This window comes from Paenibacillus sp. M-152, assembly GCF_003856555.1.
Lineage (GTDB): Bacteria > Bacillota > Bacilli > Paenibacillales > Paenibacillaceae > Paenibacillus > Paenibacillus polymyxa_C.
On the sequence record NZ_CP034141.1, the window covers coordinates 4,977,329 to 4,996,869 of the forward strand.

At 44.6% G+C, this 19,541-nt stretch carries 18 protein-coding genes; 7 read left to right on the forward strand and 11 right to left on the reverse strand.

Annotation, left to right across the window (positions count from 1 at the left end):
• Positions 1–5 precede the first annotated feature (5 nt).
• The gene (locus EGM68_RS21875) at positions 6–947 is read right to left on the reverse strand and encodes a glycosyltransferase family 2 protein (RefSeq protein ID WP_016820344.1); all 942 of its coding nucleotides are present in this window, start codon (positions 945–947) and stop codon (positions 6–8) included.
• A 205-nt stretch (positions 948–1,152) separates the two neighbouring features.
• Positions 1,153–1,953 (reverse strand): DUF1836 domain-containing protein, encoded by an 801-nt coding sequence (locus tag EGM68_RS21880; RefSeq protein WP_040102844.1) that lies wholly within the window; start codon positions 1,951–1,953, stop codon positions 1,153–1,155.
• A 254-nt stretch (positions 1,954–2,207) separates the two neighbouring features.
• Here EGM68_RS21880 and EGM68_RS21885 point away from each other — a divergent pair, with 254 nt between their 5' ends.
• Together EGM68_RS21885 and bacA are read left to right on the forward strand one after the other, a co-directional pair.
• Positions 2,208–3,548 (forward strand): hemolysin family protein, encoded by a 1,341-nt coding sequence (locus tag EGM68_RS21885; RefSeq protein ID WP_016324731.1) that lies wholly within the window; start codon positions 2,208–2,210, stop codon positions 3,546–3,548.
• A gap of 128 nt (positions 3,549–3,676) precedes the next feature.
• The gene (gene bacA, locus EGM68_RS21890; RefSeq protein ID WP_013373128.1) at positions 3,677–4,474 is read left to right on the forward strand and encodes an undecaprenyl-diphosphate phosphatase; all 798 of its coding nucleotides are present in this window, start codon (positions 3,677–3,679) and stop codon (positions 4,472–4,474) included.
• Between the two features lie 127 nt (positions 4,475–4,601).
• On the opposite strand, the gene EGM68_RS21895 is transcribed toward bacA, so the two are convergent.
• The 7 genes from EGM68_RS21895 to EGM68_RS21925 form a co-directional block, all read right to left on the reverse strand.
• Complete coding sequence (locus tag EGM68_RS21895; protein WP_013373129.1) at positions 4,602–4,928, reverse strand: thioredoxin family protein; 327 nt, start codon at positions 4,926–4,928, stop codon at positions 4,602–4,604.
• A gap of 156 nt (positions 4,929–5,084) precedes the next feature.
• Entirely contained in the window at positions 5,085–5,996 is a 912-nt protein-coding gene (locus tag EGM68_RS21900; protein ID WP_129550002.1) for an aldo/keto reductase, read from the reverse strand.
• Between the two features lie 157 nt (positions 5,997–6,153).
• Positions 6,154–6,897, reverse strand: a complete 744-nt coding sequence (locus EGM68_RS21905) for an alpha/beta hydrolase (protein WP_129550003.1) — start codon at positions 6,895–6,897, stop codon at positions 6,154–6,156.
• Positions 6,898–6,930: 33 nt separating this feature from the next.
• A complete protein-coding gene (locus tag EGM68_RS21910) occupies positions 6,931–7,911 on the reverse strand; it encodes a siderophore ABC transporter substrate-binding protein (RefSeq protein ID WP_129550004.1) in 981 nt (326 codons plus the stop codon).
• A 12-nt stretch (positions 7,912–7,923) separates the two neighbouring features.
• Positions 7,924–8,682, reverse strand: a complete 759-nt coding sequence (locus tag EGM68_RS21915; RefSeq protein ID WP_013373133.1) for an iron ABC transporter ATP-binding protein — start codon at positions 8,680–8,682, stop codon at positions 7,924–7,926.
• Entirely contained in the window at positions 8,676–9,626 is a 951-nt protein-coding gene (locus EGM68_RS21920) for an iron chelate uptake ABC transporter family permease subunit (protein ID WP_017425553.1), read from the reverse strand. The genes EGM68_RS21915 and EGM68_RS21920 overlap by 7 nt, the downstream gene beginning before the upstream one ends.
• Positions 9,616–10,569, reverse strand: a complete 954-nt coding sequence (locus EGM68_RS21925; RefSeq protein WP_129550005.1) for an ABC transporter permease — start codon at positions 10,567–10,569, stop codon at positions 9,616–9,618. The genes EGM68_RS21920 and EGM68_RS21925 overlap by 11 nt, the downstream gene beginning before the upstream one ends.
• 260 nt (positions 10,570–10,829) lie before the next feature.
• Here EGM68_RS21925 and EGM68_RS21930 point away from each other — a divergent pair, with 260 nt between their 5' ends.
• The 4 genes from EGM68_RS21930 to EGM68_RS21945 all read left to right on the forward strand — a co-directional run bounded on the left by EGM68_RS21930 (position 10,830) and on the right by EGM68_RS21945 (position 15,750).
• Positions 10,830–11,507, forward strand: a complete 678-nt coding sequence (locus tag EGM68_RS21930; RefSeq protein ID WP_129550006.1) for a response regulator transcription factor — start codon at positions 10,830–10,832, stop codon at positions 11,505–11,507.
• Positions 11,508–12,428 carry a sensor histidine kinase gene (locus EGM68_RS21935; RefSeq protein WP_058711511.1) on the forward strand — a complete coding sequence of 307 codons (921 nt, stop codon included), beginning with the start codon at positions 11,508–11,510 and terminating at the stop codon, positions 12,426–12,428. It begins immediately after the preceding gene.
• Between the two features lie 107 nt (positions 12,429–12,535).
• On the forward strand, positions 12,536–13,213 hold the full coding sequence (locus tag EGM68_RS21940; RefSeq protein ID WP_058711512.1) for an ABC transporter ATP-binding protein: 678 nt from the start codon (positions 12,536–12,538) through the stop codon (positions 13,211–13,213).
• Positions 13,210–15,750 (forward strand): ABC transporter permease, encoded by a 2,541-nt coding sequence (locus EGM68_RS21945; RefSeq protein ID WP_129550007.1) that lies wholly within the window; start codon positions 13,210–13,212, stop codon positions 15,748–15,750. Before EGM68_RS21940 ends, EGM68_RS21945 begins: the two co-directional genes overlap by 4 nt.
• A gap of 110 nt (positions 15,751–15,860) precedes the next feature.
• Here EGM68_RS21945 and EGM68_RS21950 read toward each other — a convergent pair whose 3' ends face one another.
• On the reverse strand, positions 15,861–16,391 hold the full coding sequence (locus EGM68_RS21950; protein ID WP_129550008.1) for a GNAT family N-acetyltransferase: 531 nt from the start codon (positions 16,389–16,391) through the stop codon (positions 15,861–15,863).
• A gap of 263 nt (positions 16,392–16,654) precedes the next feature.
• Here EGM68_RS21950 and EGM68_RS21955 point away from each other — a divergent pair, with 263 nt between their 5' ends.
• Entirely contained in the window at positions 16,655–17,629 is a 975-nt protein-coding gene (locus tag EGM68_RS21955; protein ID WP_013373156.1) for a ring-cleaving dioxygenase, read from the forward strand.
• A gap of 157 nt (positions 17,630–17,786) precedes the next feature.
• Here EGM68_RS21955 and EGM68_RS21960 read toward each other — a convergent pair whose 3' ends face one another.
• Positions 17,787–19,484 (reverse strand): M3 family oligoendopeptidase, encoded by a 1,698-nt coding sequence (locus EGM68_RS21960; protein ID WP_129550009.1) that lies wholly within the window; start codon positions 19,482–19,484, stop codon positions 17,787–17,789.
• Positions 19,485–19,541 lie beyond the last annotated feature (57 nt).

The window sequence follows — 19,541 nt, forward strand, 5'->3', positions numbered from 1 at the left end:
GCAGATTACTGAACCGCCGGGCCTAAATATTCGTTATATTTTTGCTTACGCGGGTTCAGAATGAACAACACCCCCTGCTTGTATCCATCTGCTGCGTTAAAATTACGGCGCAGCGTTTCTTTGAGCATCAAGTAGGTTAAGGTCCATAAAAGAGCTCCATACTGGATAAATCCCGCCTTTTTCAGGGCAAGAAAATAATAGTGGTTAATTGCTGTCGCCTTGGCTACTTTGCCCGCCTTATCGCGCGAGCTTGGAGATTCATGATGGATGATTTTTAAGTCAGGATTAATCACCAGTTTGCCGTAACGGCTCGCTAACTGGCACATGTACAAGTCGTCAGCCACCGCATAGCTGGTCATCCACGGATACGGCTTCATGTCCCGAAGCGCATCCCTCCGAAATGACATATTGCAGCCATGGAAAAATTCAGTGTCAAAAGTCTCAGTTGCTTCGCTCCAACGCAGCAAAGAACCTGCCAGACTACTGGGTGAGAGCTTGCCAAGGGAAGAAGACATCTGAAAAGTCAAAACGCCAAGCAGCTTTCCTGCCCGGCTTGAATGTAGTCCCTTTGCAATCCCTCCAACACCTACAATCGTTTCATCCTGTTCGTAGGTATCGAGCAAGCGCCGGATATAGAGTTTATCGTCCAGTTCAGCATCATCGTCAAAATACAGCACAATATCATACCGTACGAGAGACAAGGCCTCATAGCGGGATAACCAAACGCCGGGACGACTTTTTTTATAATATTTGAGAACACCTTGAGGCAATCCGGATACCATGTGACGGTACTGTTCAATCTGTTGGTCGGAAATATCGCCGTCATCAACAATCAGCAGTTCTACAGCTGTATGCTCCAATTGCTGTTGTGCAGCAATAGATTGTATACAGCGTGTCAGGTCTTCGATCCGGTTGCGGGTACAAATGATGATGGAGACATCGGACATGCCATTACCTCCTGTGTGTGTATCCAGATGCTTTGGAAGAGATATTCAAAGTTTTTCCAATTGCTGGATTATATATGTTTATTGTATCTTTGACAGCGTTTGAGTGTATATACCTCTTTTGTATACTTTTTCAGTCTCCAAAAGGGTAGACAATCCTCAAAAAAGAGCAAAAAAAATAGGATCGGCCTCTTGCGCCAATCCTAATCTATCCTTGAAAATCCAAAAATAATGTCGCATTCACATACCGACGCGCCATCGACAAAAAATAACTATTTTGCACCGATACCGCTGCTACCAGCAAAGTATTACGCACTGCTTCACACTGGTTGGGGGTCAAGTGCTGTAAACGACAAGTATATTGATCTGCAGCCTGTACCAGCAGTTCTTCTGTCGCAGCTTCCTGCCGCTTCTGTCCTGTAGCAGAATTTCCGTTGTCTTTGGCATACCCTGCTCCTGTCACATCAAGCAGTTGGTCTCCGTTCGCATCCAGTTCTTCAAATAAAGTTGAATATGCAGCGTACAAATCGACCGGCTGAATCAGATCATCCGTATCATCTTCAGGCTGTTGGAACAGGATATAAAATAGCTGACGGATGGACTCAAAATCAAGACATGATTTTAAATCTTCCACGATAAGCAATATGGCTGCCTGGTTGACTGAGTATTTTTTGCCGATCTTCGGAGCGCCGAGAAACTCCTTAAAATCACGTTTGACCCAATTTTGCATAGAGGCGAGTGAGACATGACTATATTCCACCAGTTGGCCTAGAGAAACAATTTCCTGCAGCGAAAAGGCTGCGCTGTGCTTGCCCTTGATGATTTTGTCCAGCACAGGCGTCACTTCGGTATATAGAAATGTCGGCATGGTGCTACCGGAACGGGCAAGATGGCTATGAGTGCGCCTCCAAGCGTCTTGGAGAACAGCCAAAGGCTGCAAATCGCTGCGACCTTCCATGGCCAGCAGCAAATGGGCCATATCACGGCGAGTGAGGGTAAAAGACTCCATCTGCTTTCCTCCCTTTGTTACATTTCAAGTTCATTCGAACTCATCATACGCCCTTAAACTAGGCTTGTAAAGTGAAGCAATGAGCCGTGCGGGTTCTATTATGCCTTATTTTTCGTGTAAATTAGAGGTAGGTGACCTGCTACGATTCCATATGAACCTTGTATATTTTCTTTTAAGTTCTTAAAATAAGTTCAAGTGAACTCAAAATAGAGTTTCTTAAAAAATTGAACGAAAAAGGGATGAGTGAAAATTATATGGGTATAGGTGTCAGTCTATTTTTGTTTGCGGTGTTGATTTTATTTAGTGCTTTCTTCGTGGCTACCGAGTTTGCGATTATTAAAATCCGTTCCAGCCGGGTAGATCAGCTGGTCGTGGAGAACCGTAAAAACGCACTGGCGCTACAAAAAGTCGTCAATAATCTGGACGGCTACCTGTCCGCCTGTCAGCTTGGTATTACGATTACAGCGTTAGGACTCGGTTGGCTCGGTGAACCGACTGTAGTCAAATTGCTGGAGCCTCTCTTTCAACAGCTCAACATCAATGGGGAGTTTTCACATATCCTGGCCTTTATTATTTCATTTGTCATTGTAACTTACCTGCACGTGGTAATCGGGGAACTGGCTCCCAAAACATTGGCGATCCGCAAAGCGGAAGCTGTCAGCTTGTTAACCTCTCCAGTCATCGTGTGGTTTAACCGGATTATGTATCCGTTTATCTGGCTCCTTAACGGCTCGGCCAATCGCCTGGTTCGTCTGTTTGGTCTTCAACCGGCTAGTGAGCATGAAGAAGCGCACTCTCAGGAAGAAATTCAGATCATTTTGTCCGAAAGCGTGGAAAGTGGTAAGATCAATAACACCGAATATGGCTACGTGAATCGTATCTTCGCTTTTGACGAGACCGTTGCCAAAGAAATTATGGTGCCACGTACAGATATGGTATGCTTGTTTACGAATCGCTCGCTCAAAGAAAACATGCAGACTATTCACGAAGAACAGTATACCCGTTTTCCGGTAGCGACAGACAGCAAGGATCAGATCATTGGTATGATTAATACCAAGCAGCTATTCCTTGAGTATGATCGCAATCCCGAGCTTGTTTTCGATAGCCTGATTCAACCGATCCTGACCGTTCCGGAAGTTATTCCCGTCAACACGCTACTGAAACGTATGCAGAAGGAGCAGGTTCATATCGCTCTCCTGGTCGATGAATATGGTGGAACCTCTGGTCTGATTACCATTGAGGACATTTTGGAGGAGATTGTTGGCGAAATCCGGGACGAATTTGATAAGGATGAACGGAAGGAAATCGAGAAACTGACGGAGAACAGTTATTTGATGGATGGTAAAGTGATGCTTTCCGATCTGAGTGATCTGACGGGCTTGGCATTGGACGATGAAGACGTGGATACTGTCGGAGGGTGGGTGTATAGCCGGGTTCCGGAACCGAGACAGGGCAAGGAATTCATAGAAGATGATGTGAAATTTATCATTCGTGAAATGGGTAAAAATCGTATTCGTCGGGTGGAAATTATTTTACACCACAAATCCCCGACCTCGGAAATGGAGTCGGAATCGGACACTTCTTCCCAGGAGTGAACCTTTGTGATCTGAGCGACCAGCATACTGCACTTGGCACTTGCGTTCACTCCTACTGAAATGACATATTTTTAGGGCAAACGACTCAGGTTGTTTGCCCTACATGCGTGTAAGGAGGAGCTAGTAAATTGGATATTTTATCATCTATTATTATGGGAATTATTGAAGGGCTGACAGAGTTTTTGCCGGTCTCTTCGACGGGTCACATGATCCTTACGGCTGATCTTCTAGGGTTGAACACCGAGAATGATACGGTCAAAACATTTGAGGTTATCGTACAATTAGGTGCTGTGATGGCGGTCGTTGTATTATACTGGCGCAGATTCCTCAGCCTGTTTGATTTCAGACGCAAAATCTCATCCCAGCCACGTCTAAACCTGTTACATATTATTTTAGCCATGATCCCTGCGGGATTAATTGGTGTACTGTTCCGTGATGTAATCAAGCAATACTTGTTTGGTCCTGAAACGGTTTTGTACAGTTTGGTCATCGGGGGCTTGCTCATGATCGCGGCTGAAAAATTCCATCCGCCTATTAGATCACATACGTTGGATGAGATCACGTACAAACAAGCCTTTACCATCGGTGTGTTCCAAGTCCTAGCTCTATGGCCAGGCTTCTCTCGTTCAGGCTCAACTATGTCTGGGGGCCTATTCGCACGTGTAAGCCATACGGCAGCCGCAGAATTTACATTCCTCGTATCTGTTCCGGTCATGCTGGGTGCATCAGGGATTGATATGATTAAAAGTATGGATCATCTGTCTATGAGTGATTTCCCGGTGTTCGCAGCCGGCTTTATTACTGCATTTATCGTCGGTATGCTGGCAATCAAAACGTTCCTCGGTCTGCTCAAACGCTTGAGCTTGACTACGTTTGCCATCTATCGTTTCGTGCTGGCAGCTGTGTTCTTTTTCATTATTTTGTAATCATTGTTTGGTATCCTACAACCAAAAAGGGATATCCAAGTGGCCTTAAGGTCAGCCTTGGATATCCCTTTTGCTATTTCGCGGGCTTCAATAGATCATCCCGATCTAGATCTACCATGCGAACTAATTACTGTTTGGATTCCAGCGTAGTCAGATATTCCGAAACTTGAGCTGGCGTTTTGGCGTATTTGCTGTGCAAATGAGCAATTTTCTCGCCATTACGGAACACGAGCAGGCTCGGAATGCCGCGTACTTGATTTTGTTCAGCAATCGGCTGAAACTTCTCGGCATCCAGCGCAAAGAAACGCTTATCCGCGTTCTCCTTCATAATGCCGTCCATAAATTTATCCAGCGTCTTGCAATCTGGACACCAGCTGGTATCAAATTTCACGACGGTTAGACCGTCACCGTTAATTAAATCCTGATATTGCTGCTCAGATTCGATGCGTTCCATTTATTGGTCCCTCCTAGAGTGAATTGATAATATCTTCACATTCACATATGAATGATAAATCAGTCTTATTCCTATATTGTAATGATTCTTGTATATATTGCAACTGGGATGAGTACATGTTCGAGTGTGTACTTCACTTATTCTATTATGCTCGGATCAGCGGTATTGCGCGTCATAACGATTGGCTCGGCTGATTTGCTGTAGCGTCTCTCGATCATGCTCAGTTAGCGGTGCAATATCTGCTGCAGAAATATTATGCTCCAATTGTCCCAAAGAGCTTGCACCCGGAATCACAGCAGCGACAGCCGGATGAGACAGGCTATAACGGATTGCCGTCTGCTCCATACTACGCTCCAGTCCTGCAAATGCCTTTAATTGCTTGCGCACGTCCAGTAGCTCTGCCTCTTCGTAGTCTAGGTATCCCTTGGCCGCCTTTTCTTCCCCCTTGTCAGCCAATACACCGCTCGCCACGGGTCCACGTGCAATCACGCTAATTCCCCGCTCCTGCAGCAAAGACAATACTTCTTCCTCTGCACGCCGGTCTAGTAAACTATACTGATTCATAACACTAACGATATTCGAGCGTTCCACATATTCACGGATGACATGCGGACGAATGGAGGAAATACCATAGTAACGGATAACGCCCTCCTGTTGCAGTTGTTCGAAAGCCTCAATCGTTTCGTCTATCGGATCGTTAATCGTCCCTCCGTGCAACTGATACAGGTCGATATAGTCCGTTCCCAGGCGGCGCAGACTCTCTTTAACGGCTGACAGGATATATTTCTTGGATGGGTCCCATTCCCATCCCTCCTGCCCTGGTATACGCCGATTGCCGACCTTGGTCGCCAGGATGACATCCTGCCGCCGTCCACGGATTGCTGACCCTACAATTTCTTCATTGCGCCCATGCTGGTACAAATCGGCCGTATCCAACAGATTTACACCCCTGTCTAACGCTTCATGAATCAAGTAAACGGCTTGCTGCTCCTCCGTACCGACCGACATACATCCCAAGCCAATCTCACCTACCAGCAAATCCGAAGATCCCAGGCGGTTTTTCTTCATTGTTGTCCCCCCTCACTTCCATGACGCATAACTTAAAATTTTAACATTTCTCTATTATACGAAAAATACATACAAAAAAAACAACCCCAAGGACATAGAGACTCCATGCTCTCCAATCCGTTGAAGTTGTTGTATGAAATCTGTATTCCATTTTATGCTATCCGAACAGCCACTGTATGGCCTTAGGAAACTGACGCTGAAAACAATCCACACGATGTACCGCATCTTGATCCAGCTCAAGCAGCACTTCTTTGGCATCCAATCCCTGTGTCAGCAGCACCTCGTATGCCTGGAGGGTCAACGGAACCATATCTTTTTGTACATTCGTCTTCCCTTCACCTTCACGGGTCCCAACAGATATATATATACGGTGTGTCCCAGCCATTACAGTGGCAAATGATGCAGATTGCATATAATTGATCATACCGGGAAACCAATACGAACCCGAGATCGAACCAATACGTCCAAATATATGCTGATAACGGAAGGCTGCATACATGGAAATCAGTCCACCCAACGAAGCACCAATCATCCCAGTATGCTCTAGCCCAGTTTGCACTGGATATTTTGCCTCGACGTATGGCATTACTTTTGTAACCACAAACGCCAGATACGCATCTCCTTCACCGCCAAAAGCAGGTCTTCCCTCTACTAAAGCAACTGCCTCCCAAGGCGTATAATCGTCCAGCCGATTCACAGGCTGAATGCCCACCAGCATTACACGGGGCAGCTCTCCCGTAGAAAAACCTCTTTCCAGCTCATCCAACCCGCTTAGAAATAAAGAGCTGCCATCCTGTACATACAGCACAGGATACAGCTCATTATGATTCACAGATACGGGAGGTGTATAGATGTGCACAAGATACCCATCTAATGAAATTTCATCTACATGACCCTTCATCCTACATAGTCCCCCATGATGTGAATGTATGCATTACAGTGCAGCATCTATTTCCTTGATCATTTCAGATACGGATTCCAGACCATTACCTGACAGGTACCAGTAGTTAGGATCCAGGTATACAATATGACCGTTTTTATATGCATTCGTTTTCTTCACCAGTTCATTCTCAATGGTTTGTTTACCTGTAACCTGTTCCTTGCCTTCCTCGACCACCACAGCCCCACGGTCAACGACAAAAATATAATCTGGATTTTTTTGCTGTACATATTCAAAAGAAACCTTTTGTCCATGCGTCGATACTTTAATGCCAGGATCTACAGGAGTTACGCCAAAAGCATCATGAATGATACCGAAGCGGGATTGTGAGCCGTATGCACTCAGGCTTCCTTCATTTGTCAGTACGATCAATCCTTTAGCCTTGCTCGCTACAGCCTTGTCATGTACAGCCTTAATGGAGCTATCAATCGCAGCCAGTTCCTGTTTGGCAGCTTCCTCTTTGTCGAAGATTTGCCCCAGGGTTACAACGTTTTTCTTAAAGGAATTGATATAATCCTTGGTGTCTACAGCCATCGAAATCGTGGGTGCAATTTTGCTCAATTCTTTATATGCATCAGCTTGTCTGCCACCAATGATGATCAGTTCAGGAGAGAGATCACTGATTTTCTCGTAATCCGGCTCAAACAGCGTGCCCGCACTTGCATATTTGGAATCTTTATATTTGTTCAAATACGTAGGAAGATCCTGCTGCGCTACCGCCGCAACGTCTACGCCCAGCTTATCGAGCGTATCCAATGAACCAAAATCAAAAACAACGACATTCTTCGGATTGACTTTGACTTGGACCGGGTTTTCATCCAGTGCGTGTTTGACCGATACAGTTTTGGATTCCGTTGTTGCAGTTGAGGAGACATCGCCAGTCGCTTCCTGTGTTGCCGGAGCCGCTTTGCCACAGGCCGATACGATCAGTACCAGTGCAAGCATCAGTGTTAAAAACATCAAATTTTTCTTCATTTTACATTCCCCCTAAGTGAAGTACACACAAATTTTATGATCACCGATCTGTTGAATCGGAATATCCATATCGTACAAATCCTTTAATACCTGACTATCGATCATCTCGTCAGCCGTTCCTTGTTTCAGCAATCTGCCATTCTTCATCCCGACAATATGGTCCGAATAGCAGGAAGCAAAGTTAATGTCGTGAAGCACCACCAGAATCGTTTTGCCCAGATCATCCACTAAATTGCGTAGCGTCTTCATAATCTGAACCGAATGCTTCATATCCAAATTGTTCAGCGGCTCATCCAGCAGTATGTATTCCGTGTCCTGTGCCAGAATCATAGCAATAAACGCCCGCTGCCGCTGTCCCCCACTGAGCAAATCAATATGTTTGTCCTTCATATCCTCCAGTCCCATGTAGGCCATAGACTGCTCTACCATTTTGCGATCCTCGCTGTTCAATCTGCCCTTGGAATACGGAAAACGGCCGAAGCTGACCAGTTCCTTCACGGTTAAGCGGATGTTGACATCATTAGTCTGTTTTAAAATGGATATCTTCCGGGCTAGCTCCTCACTTTTGGTCAGGCTCACGGCCTGTCCGTCAATGAGGATTTCTCCCTCATCACTATCTGTTAGGCGACTGATCATCGACAACAGGGTGCTTTTCCCAGCGCCGTTAGGTCCAATAAAGGAGGTAATGGTGCCTTTAGGTATAGTGACGGACACCTGCTCCACCACATTTTTATTCCCGTAGCGTTTGGTTACGTTTTTGACTTCTACCATGATTTATTCTCCCGTAGCAAAAGGTACAGGAAGTACACCCCCCCGATAAAGTTAATAATGACGCTGACTGTTGTCGATAAATCGAATACTCTTTCCGCCAGCAGTTGGCACCCTGCCAAAGCAATGACACTAACACAGATGGAGGCCGGAATAATATAACGGTGCTGATAGGTCTTCATTACCTGATAAGCCACATTGGCCACAATTAATCCGAGAAACGTGATCGGTCCAACAAGTGCCGTAGATATGGAGATGAGAATCGCTACAATAATCAGCAATCTTTTGATGATATAACTGTAAGGGAGACCTAAATTAATCGCATGCTCCCGTCCGAGCGACAGCACGTCCAGGTACTTAATAAATCTCCACGCATAAGCAAATACGAGCACAAGCACGAATACAGAAAGCCATAACAGTTCGGTGTTTACATTACTAAAGCTGGCGAAGCTCTTGTCCTGAATTTTCGCAAATTCGTTCGGATCAATCAGTACCTCCATAAAGGTAGACAGACTGTTAAACAGCGTCCCGAACACCAGACCGATCAGCAGAAGTACATAAATACCCCGTCCATCCTTGCGGAAAATTAACTTGTATAGCAATCCCGCGAACAACACCATCATCCCCACTGACAGCAAAAAGTTTAATTCTTTGCTGGTCGAAATCAATGGGACGGAACCAAATGCAAAAATAATCGTCGTCTGAATCAGCATATACAGTGAATCCAGCCCGATAATACCCGGAGTCAAAATCTTATTATTCGTAACCGTCTGGAAAATAACGGTCGCAAAAGCAATGGAGCCACCTGTCAGAATGAAAGCTGCGACCTTTTTCAATCGTCGCGGCAACGCGTAATGCCAGGTGTGCGGAAGATCGATAAACACAAAAGCAGCAATCAACACAAGCGCGGCAGCGGCTAATATTCCGATTTTTAATTTAGGATTCATAAGCCCTTCTCCTCAGCAGCAAATACAAGAACAACGCGCTCCCGATCACACCAACCGTAAGCCCTACAGAAATTTCATATGGGTAAATGATCACCCGTCCCAAAATATCGCAAAACAGCACAAAAACGGCGCCCAAGATCGCTGTATGAGCCAGGCTTTTTTTCAGATTATCCCCCATATACATACTGACCAGATTGGGTACAACCAGCCCCAAAAAGGGAATCGTACCAACGGTTAAGATGACAACAGAGGACACCAAAGCCACGATCACCAAACCCACATTGACGGTGCGCTTGTAATGTACGCCCAAGTTGGCTGCAAAATCCTCACCCATACCTGCAATTGTAAAACGATTCGCATATATATACGCCAACGCAACCAAAGGAACACTAAGATACAGCATCTCGTAGCGGCCACTCATGATTAGAGAAAAATCCCCCTGCATCCACGAAGAAATGCCCTGGATCAGATTATATTTGTAGGCAAAAAAAGTCGTCACCGAATTTAAAATGCCCCCAAACATCAGACCAACAAGCGGGATAAATACCGGGTCCTTGAAACGGATTTTATCCAATATCTTCATGAAAATCAGCGTTCCCCCTAGAGCAAATCCAAAAGCCGTCAGCATCTTCGTCCAAAATCCCGCCGCTCCAAACACCATAATGGCCATCAGCACACCTAATCGTGCCGCATCCATCGTCCCTGCGGTGGTGGGCGATACAAATCGGTTTCGGGTAAGCTGCTGCATAATCAGCCCGCAGATACTCATACTCGCCCCTGCGATAATGATGCTGATCAAACGTGGGAATCTGCTAATCAGGAGCACCTGCGCTTGATCGTTGGTTAAGTGGAACAAATCAAGTGGAGTCACATCATGAACACCGATGAACACCGAGGCGAAGGCCAGTACCAGAAAAGCTAATATTAAATAGCGCAATTTCATCTCTAACTAAGGGAGCCTGTCCAATAACTCGTGCCAAGCTTCGGCCCTCTCCTCCCCTCCAATAATGATAATCATTATCAAAACAACTAGGATAAATTATAGCAGTGATATTGTATCTGTCAAATTCTTTGAATTGTTTTAAGCATGACCAAACAGCCGTGCGATAACCAGTGAGCAAATACGAGCAAAATCCAGTAAACTAGAAAGAGAGCCCGTGAGTCCAGCTATATTTAGTTGTGAAAGCATATAGGAGGAAAAAGATGAACCGCATATTAATCGTTGAAGATGATTTAGCTTTGAGTAATGGCATTATTCTCGCTCTTAAAGGACCTAACAACGAATTTGTGCAAACACATGACCTTAGTACTTCAAAAGAACAATTGGCAAGCGCTGCTTTTGACCTAGTGATTCTTGATCTAAATTTGCCAGATGGAAACGGACTAGATTTTTTAACCGATATTCGTAAAACAACAACTTTGCCGGTCATTATTTTAACTGCACATGATATGGAAACAGATATTGTAACTGGTTTGGAATTGGGCGCCGATGACTATATCACTAAGCCCTTCAGTCTGATGGTATTAAGGGCACGAGTAGACGTCCAGTTAAAAAAGAACAAGCGTATTCTTGCAGAAACCATTCAGATAGATGCTTTTTCTTTTTCATTTGATAAGATGGCGTTTGCTAAAAAGGGTACACCTGTGGAGCTAAGCAAAACGGAGCAGAAATTGCTTCGCCTCTTAATTGATCATCGTGGGAAGATCATTACCCGTGATCATTTGGTAGACAGCATCTGGACAGATGGCGCTGAGTATGTGGGCGAAAATGCCTTGTCAGTCACCATAAAAAGGCTACGTGACAAGCTGGAGGACCTTCCTTCCTCTCCTCAGTACATTAAGACTGTGTACGGTATCGGATACACTTGGGCGGTGAAATGAATGACGACCCTGAATTATGCGTGTTTTGGAATTGCTATTACTGCTCTTTTCATAGCCGGGGTTACCATTCTTCTCTATCGTAAGAACGTACATAAAACAATGAAGACTATGGATCATATGATTGAAACTGCAATTAGTGGCGAGTTTTCAGAGCGTGTTTTTGACGAATCCGTCTTATCAGCAGTAGAGGCCAAGCTTGCGCAATTTCTTTCCATTTGCTCCGTTTCCTCGAAAAATTTGTTGGCAGAAAAAAATAAAATAAACGAGCTCATTTCTGACATCTCGCATCAAACGAAAACACCTATTGCTAACATCATCCTCTACTCACAACTGCTTAATGAATATGATTTGCCACCGGAAGGCTCCACTTGTGTAAAGGCTTTATCCACACAAGCCGAAAAGCTTCATTTCCTGATCCATTCCTTAGTAAAAACATCACGGCTTGAAACAGGGATTATTAAATTGTCGTCAAGGCAGGAGTCAGTTCAGAAGCTACTAACTACTGCACTGGAACAAATTATGCCGAAGGCAAACGCTAAAGGGATTTCGATTACTATGGAGAGTAAAGAAGAAATCCAGGCCTGTTTTGATTTAAAATGGACGGTTGAGGCGATCTATAATATTTTGGACAACGCCGTCAAATATACAGAAATTAGCGGGAATATATTCATTAAAGTGAGTGCTTATGATTTATTCTGCCGAATTGATATTACTGATAATGGCATTGGGATTGCTGAGGAAGAACACAGTAAGATTTTCAAGCGCTTCTATCGGTCACAAACTGTAATCTCGCAAGAAGGTGTCGGGATTGGACTATTTTTAGCAAGAGAAATTGTTTCGGCTGGGGGCGGATACATCAAACTATGGTCACGCCGAGGCCGTGGTTCCACCTTCTCGATTTTTCTCCCCATAGACAAGTAATTCTTACAACACTGTTAGATTTCAGAAAGATTGTAGAAAGATTGATATGGTAAAGTCTGTATTGCGAAGTATTGGTGTACAGACTATTTTTCATGGAGGAGAAATGAATGACTCTGTTAAAAACTCAGGAGTTGAAGAAGTATTATGGTAACGGGGATACCGCTGTTCATGCCCTAGATGGAGTGAACCTGGAGGTGGAAAGCGGAGAATTTGTGGCCATTGTCGGTACGTCCGGGAGCGGCAAATCTACCCTTCTCCATATGCTGGGTGGACTTGATCGTCCGACAAGTGGAAACGTTACGATTGACGGTAAAGATATTTTCACATTGAAAGATGAAGAATTGACTATATTTCGCAGACGAAAAATTGGCTTCGTATTTCAAAATTACAACCTAGTGCCTGTTTTAAATGTCTACGAAAATATTGTGCTTCCGATTGAACTGGATGGTAAAGAACCGGACAAAACCCACATAGATAAAATTGTACATACCTTGGGTCTGGACCAAAAGTTGAATAACCTGCCCAACAATCTATCGGGGGGCCAGCAGCAACGCGTAGCTATCGCCAGAGCATTGGCAGCAAAACCTGCAATTGTTTTAGCAGACGAACCCACCGGGAACCTGGACAGTAAAACCAGTCTGGATGTGATGGGGCTGATCAAAGTATCCAGTCAACAGTTCCGCCAAACGATGGTGATGATTACGCACAACGAGGAAATTGCCCAAATGGCAGACCGGATTATTCGGATTGAGGACGGTAAAATGGTCGGTGGTGAAGGCAAATGATTCAGGTTAGAAATAAAAAAACGATCCGTAATCTGGCAGATAAGAGCTTTAAAGTAAACAAAGCCCGTAACCTCATTGCTATTGTTGCTATAGCACTAACCTCATTGCTATTTACAACACTGTTCACTATGGGGATTGGCGCTGGGGAAAGCTTACAACGGGCGACCATGCGTCAGGCAGGTGGAGATGGGCATGCCGTACTTAAATATATAACGGATGACGAATTTAATCATGTCAAGAATCATCCGTTGATCAAAGAAATAGCTTATAACCGTATATTAAGCGACGAAGTTAAAAACGATAAATTTCTAAAACGTCACACAGAGTTCTGGTATTACGATGATGTAGGGATGAAGCTCGGTTTTATTGAGCTTAAAGAGGGGCACAAGCCTGTCGCAGAAAATGAAGTGATCGCAGACTCCAAGACGTTACAGCTATTGGGTGTTCCTTTGGAGGTTGGAGCACCTTTGAGGCTAAAGCTTGACATACGAGGTAAAGAAGTGCAGCGTGATTTTATCCTTTCCGGCTGGTGGAAAAGCGATCCTGTGTTTAACACAGGACAAATATTCGCCTCCAGATCCTATGTCGATGCTCATGCAAAGGAATTACAAAGCACCTATAAAAAAGATCATTTCTATACAGGAACCATTAGTGCATATATGATGTTCGACAATAGCTTTGATTCGCGAGGAAAGCTCAATAAAGTGATTACCGAAAGTGGATATTCGCTTGACGAAGATGCACCGAACTATATCGCGAGTAATGTAAATTGGGCATACATCTCAACCAATTTTAGTCTAGATACAGAGACCATCATAGCGTTAACTTCTGCCCTGTTACTGATCATGTTTACCGGTTATTTGATCATATATAATATATTCCAAATATCAGTGATGCGAGATATCCGTTTCTATGGTCTTTTAAAGACGATTGGTACAAGCGGCAACCAGATTCGTCGGATCATTCGCAGACAGGCGTTAGTTCTTTCAGGGATAGGAATCCCGATTGGATTAATAGCAGGTTTTTTTATCGGTAAATCACTCGTGCCTTTTATTATAAATATGAGTGTATATAACGGTACTGAGATATCGGTATCCCCTAACCCTTGGATTTTTGTCGGATCTGCTCTGTTCGCGCTCATTACTGTAATGATCAGCACTTTCAAGCCAGGCAGAATTGCGGCAGCTGTCTCGCCAGTTGAGGCAGTAAGATACACAGACGGAAATACCAAGGGCGGCCGTAAGCTGAAAAAATCCACTGAAGGCGCTAAAATGATCCACATGGCTCTCTCCAACTTGGGGCGCAATAAAAAACGCACCGTGTTGGTAGTCATCAGTCTTTCGTTAAGCCTTGTACTTCTTAACACGGCCTTCACCCTGTCTCAGAGCATTGATATGGATAAGTTTGTATCCAAATTCAATGACACTGACTTTCTCATTGCTCATGCTGAATATTTTCATCGCCCCTATTTTAGCGGCCCTAAAAATGGGACCTCCGAGAGTTTTATTCAGGCTGTACAGACACAGCCCGGCTTTGAAGAGGGCGGTCGCTTGTACGGCGGCAGATTAGTGCTTACTGTCGAGAATGGAAAATACACCAATGAGGACGATGAGACAGATTCTCGCGGCAACTTCATCGCGGCAGTATATGGGCTGGAAGATTTACCACTGCACCGGTTGCGATTACTAGACGGTGAGCTTAATTTTGAGAAGCTGGCTTCCGGTAAGTATATATTGGAAGGGGTAGATTTAGATGACCATGACATCCCCCAGATGGAAAAGGCTCTGTATAAGGTGGGTGAAAAGGTCACGCTTCACAGTTATATGGGAGCAGCAGAAGCTCCGCTGGATAAAGAGTATACTACGCATGCATTCACAGTACTTGGTCATGTTGCAATTAAATATAGTACCAATTCTGATCGCCGTTCAAGTAAGTATAACTTCTATCTTCCGGCGAATATTTACAAGCCGCTTGCGGAGCAGCCTGCTGTGATGAGCTACGCCTTTAATGTATCCCCTGATCAGGAAGATGCCATGGAGAGCTTTTTAAAAAGTTACACCGAAACTACAGAGCCAGTAATGAACTACACATCCAAGTTTACTTCAATGAATGAGTTTTCAGGTATGCAAAACACCATCATGATGATCGGAGGCACGCTCAGTCTGATTATCGGCCTGATTGGTATCCTCAACTTTGTAAACGCAATTCTGACGAGTATATTGACACGGCGTCAGGAGTTTGCCATGCTGCAAAGTATCGGCATGACCAAAAAGCAATTGCGGGGTATGCTGATTTATGAAGGGCTATATTATGTTCTCGGCACCGCCCTATCCTCCATTTTATTAGGGATCATATTCTCTATTTCAATTGTGAAACCCCTAAGCAGTATGATGTGGTTTTTGAGCTATCACTTTATAATCTGGCCACTTCTAGTCTTGTTGCCTTTACTGTTCTTGCTTGGGATACTTATACCAATAGCAGTCTATTCTATGAATAACAAACAAAGTATTGTGGAGCGACTTCGAGAATCAGAGTAGATGCACTTAAAATATGAAAGTAAAATACCCATGAGCGCCAAAAAAGATGACTCCTGATCCATTCAGAGGTCATCTTTTTATGCTTAGAAAGGTTCTTATTTGCAGAACAACTATCCCCTCCACTCTTCCCGTAAAAGCCCCATTCGGATCGAATCATAATACTTTCCATTATAATATCTGCATTTGCGAAGCCTGGCTTCGAGGGTCATGCCCAGCTTCTCCCCGACCTTCATCATCCGATGGTTTCCTGACCAGGTTGTAAAGCCTACTCTTACTAGAGGCAATGTATTAAACAAATGGTCGATCCACAATCGAAGTGCTCTCGTACCATAGCCACCACTCCAATACCCCGAATCATAGATACCTATCCCCATTTCAAGCCACTGAGACGGCTTATGCTCCCAGTAGTAACTCACGGATCCAATGACCTTGCCTTCCACTTCAATGAGCCAAAAGTCATCTTGTCCGATTCGCTTTTCCTTCTCTTTTAAATACTCCTCCAAAGAAAGCTTCTTATGTTCATAGTAGGGTGCATCCCACTGCTTCCATTCCGGTGCTTCTTCCTTAAAAGTTAACGTCCAAAGGGCATGTAGGTTTTCTTCTCTAACGGGCCTAATCGTTAAATCCTTATCCGTATACATTTAGTAAACTCCTTTTATAATAAAATTCATTCTATCTACTTTGGGCTATATTGAGCCTTATTGTATCTGCTTTTGCATTATTTCGAATTTCAATTTTTGTCCGTCACGAAACTGTATTGTAGGAAGATCGTAATTCATGTTGACAAACAATCAAAAATAATATATCTTAATATCAAGATAATAAATATAAAGAAAAGTTTACGACGACGGTTTATTTTACTTTGAAAAACCTAATCATATAAAAACCAAGGAGGGCAAATAACATGAAATTGTTAGGATTGCATCACGTTTCGGCGATTACAGCAGCAGCGGCTAAAAATGTTGAATTTTATACTCAGGTATTAGGACTTCGGCTGATCAAGAAAACGGTGAACCAGGACGATGTTAGTGTGTATCACCTCTTTTACGGAGATGAGCGCGGAACCGCGGGTACGGAAGTCACTTTCTTTGAAATTCCACATGCTGGACAAACGCGTACAGGGAATAACAGTATTTCGGCGCTCTCCCTACGGGTACCGAACGACAAGGCTCTGAATTATTGGAAAAACCGCTTCGAGCAGCTGGATGTGAAGCATGGCGAAATTATAGATCAAGCAGGACGCTTGGCGCTTTCGTTCGAGGATTTTGAAGGACAACGCTTCTTCCTCGTTTCAGATGAGCATGATCACGGAATGCGCGGCGGCACGCCTTGGGAGAAGAGCCCTGTTCCTGCGGAATACGGCATCGTTGGACTTGGTCCGGTTCATCTGACCATTCCCAAAGCGGAGAATACCATTCTTATTCTTGAACAGGTTATGGGCTTCCGCAAAAAGGGCTCCTACCCTTCCCCTGTTGCCGGACAACCGGATGTGGTTATCTACGAAACAGGTGAAGGCGGTACAGGAACTGAAGTTCATCTGGAAGAGCGCAACGATCTGCCACAAGAGCGACCAGGACGCGGCAGTGTGCATCACGTCGCTTTCCGTGTTGAAACCGAGGAAGAGCTCAAACAGTGGGTAGAGCGTATTGGTCAGCTGCAAATTTCCAACTCTGGTTTTGTAGATCGCTTTTACTTCCGTTCCTTGTACTTCCGTGAGCCGAACGGCATTCTGTTTGAATTGGCTACCGATGGACCTGGCTTTGACACCGACGAGGAACTGGAGTTTCTGGGCGAATCTCTGGCACTGCCTCCATTCTTGGAGCCGCGCCGTGCATCAATTGAAGCCAATCTCAAACCACTCAACACCAAACATGAATAAAGTTATATTTACTCTAAAATAAACACAAAGCCGGGGCTTCTACATCATGTAGGGTTCCCGGCTTTTTTCGTGCAACTGCTCTGCTTTCATTAAAAAAAGCATCTCATCTACAAGCTTTTAGCTAGACAGGTAAGTGAAATACCCTTTTTGGCTATGCTTATAGCTTTTTATCATCCACGCTGGTCAGCCATGCTTCGATTTCTCCGATTACAGAGGCGATGCAGCCGTCTTGGAACGGCGAGATCAATCCAGCCAGCTCAACCAATCCGGTAAAGGATCGGCTTCCTCCGGCACGACACAGCTTCAAATAATCTTTCCATGCTGCTGCGCGGTCTTCACCCATGCGTTTCCAAAACTGGAATGCACACAATTGTGCCAGTGTATAGTCAATATAATAGAACGGAGATTGAAAAATATGTCCCTGCTTGTGCCAGAATCCACCCTTTTCGAGGTACTCGTTGCCTTCATAATCCAGATGCGGTTTATACTTGCGTTCAATGGAACGCCATGCACTTTTACGTTCGGCCGGTGTCCAATCCGGGTGTTCATATACGGCATGCTGGAATTCGTCTACGGCTACGCCGTAAGGCACGAACAGCAACGATGAAGATAGGTGTTCAAAGTGATATTTGTCCGTGTCTTCCTCGAAGAACAGCTTCATCCAAGGCCATGCGAAAAACTCCATACTCATCGAATGAATTTCAGCCGCCTCCATGGTTGGCCAGTGGTACTCGGGAATTTCAAAATGTCGGCTTTCATAGACCTGGAAGGCATGACCTGCCTCATGAGTCAATACGTCGATATCACCGGATGTCCCATTAAAATTGGAGAAAATAAATGGCGTGCCATATTCGCTCAAAAATGTACAGTAGCCTCCGCTTTGCTTGCCTTTTTTACTGATTAAATCCATCAGTCCACGCTCGACCATAAAACTGAAAAATTCATGTGTTTCCGGTGATAGCTCTTCATACATACGCGCTCCATTACGAAGAATCCAGTCCGGGTCACCTTTTGGCGTAGGATTGCCTGACAAGAAGTTGAAGCCCTCGTCGTAATAACGGAGCTGATCTACTCCGATCCGCTCGCGTTGGCGCTCTTTCAGCTTGGTTGCCAGAGGAACAATGTGCTTCAGCACCTGCTCGCGGAAATTGGCTACCATTTCTGCGTTGTAATCTGTACGTCCCAAGCGGGCATAGCCCAATTCTACGAAGTTGTCATAGCCCAGCTTGTGTGCCATGCGCGTACGTACCTTGACCAATTCATTATAAATTCGATCCAGCTCGTCCTCATGCTCACTCATAAATTGATACTTGGCCTCGGAGGCCTGTTTGCGTGTCTCGCGGTTGGTTGCCATTTCAAATGGCAGGAGCTGTGACAATGTGCGTTCTTCTCCCTCGAACGGGATCTTCGCTGAGGCAATTAATTGGGCATATTCCGAAGTCAACTTATTTTCCTGCTGCAAATCCTCAATGATATCCGGGTGGAACGACTTGAGCGCCACCTCGGCAATACTGAAAAGCTGGCTGCCCCATTGGCTCTCCAACTCAGCTCTAAATGGAGAATCTACCAATGCGCGGTAGTAATCGGTTACATACTCCTGAATAACCGGCATGAAATCATCAGCGTACTCTTGCTCCGCTTTGTAAAAAGCATCTTCCGTATCAATGGAGTGCCGAACTTCCACCAATTGCAATTGCGTTTCCACGTTACTGCGCAGCTTGTTAATGGCATGAATAACTTCATTTTGACGTTCTACACTGTCCGCTTCACGAAACTGCTGTAACAGTGTTTTAAACCGCTGTTCAATTTCAGGCTGCTCTGGTCGGCTGTAAGCCATTTCGCTGAATAATGTCATTGCTTCGTTTCCCCCTTTAATGTAATAAATCTGATGCCTATTATACAGTACGATTAG

Coding starts and splice junctions, on each gene's coding strand:
- EGM68_RS21875 (WP_016820344.1), bottom strand. CDS start 947: ATGTCCGATGTCTCCATCATCATTTGTACCCGCAACCGGATCGAAGAC.
- EGM68_RS21880 (WP_040102844.1), bottom strand. CDS start 1,953: ATGGAGTCTTTTACCCTCACTCGCCGTGATATGGCCCATTTGCTGCTG.
- EGM68_RS21885 (WP_016324731.1), top strand. CDS start 2,208: ATGGGTATAGGTGTCAGTCTATTTTTGTTTGCGGTGTTGATTTTATTT.
- EGM68_RS21895 (WP_013373129.1), bottom strand. CDS start 4,928: ATGGAACGCATCGAATCTGAGCAGCAATATCAGGATTTAATTAACGGT.
- EGM68_RS21900 (WP_129550002.1), bottom strand. CDS start 5,996: ATGAAGAAAAACCGCCTGGGATCTTCGGATTTGCTGGTAGGTGAGATT.
- EGM68_RS21905 (WP_129550003.1), bottom strand. CDS start 6,897: ATGAAGGGTCATGTAGATGAAATTTCATTAGATGGGTATCTTGTGCAC.
- EGM68_RS21910 (WP_129550004.1), bottom strand. CDS start 7,911: ATGAAGAAAAATTTGATGTTTTTAACACTGATGCTTGCACTGGTACTG.
- EGM68_RS21915 (WP_013373133.1), bottom strand. CDS start 8,682: ATGGTAGAAGTCAAAAACGTAACCAAACGCTACGGGAATAAAAATGTG.
- EGM68_RS21920 (WP_017425553.1), bottom strand. CDS start 9,626: ATGAATCCTAAATTAAAAATCGGAATATTAGCCGCTGCCGCGCTTGTG.
- EGM68_RS21925 (WP_129550005.1), bottom strand. CDS start 10,569: ATGAAATTGCGCTATTTAATATTAGCTTTTCTGGTACTGGCCTTCGCC.
- EGM68_RS21930 (WP_129550006.1), top strand. CDS start 10,830: ATGAACCGCATATTAATCGTTGAAGATGATTTAGCTTTGAGTAATGGC.
- EGM68_RS21935 (WP_058711511.1), top strand. CDS start 11,508: ATGACGACCCTGAATTATGCGTGTTTTGGAATTGCTATTACTGCTCTT.
- EGM68_RS21940 (WP_058711512.1), top strand. CDS start 12,536: ATGACTCTGTTAAAAACTCAGGAGTTGAAGAAGTATTATGGTAACGGG.
- EGM68_RS21945 (WP_129550007.1), top strand. CDS start 13,210: ATGATTCAGGTTAGAAATAAAAAAACGATCCGTAATCTGGCAGATAAG.
- EGM68_RS21950 (WP_129550008.1), bottom strand. CDS start 16,391: ATGTATACGGATAAGGATTTAACGATTAGGCCCGTTAGAGAAGAAAAC.
- EGM68_RS21955 (WP_013373156.1), top strand. CDS start 16,655: ATGAAATTGTTAGGATTGCATCACGTTTCGGCGATTACAGCAGCAGCG.
- EGM68_RS21960 (WP_129550009.1), bottom strand. CDS start 19,484: ATGACATTATTCAGCGAAATGGCTTACAGCCGACCAGAGCAGCCTGAA.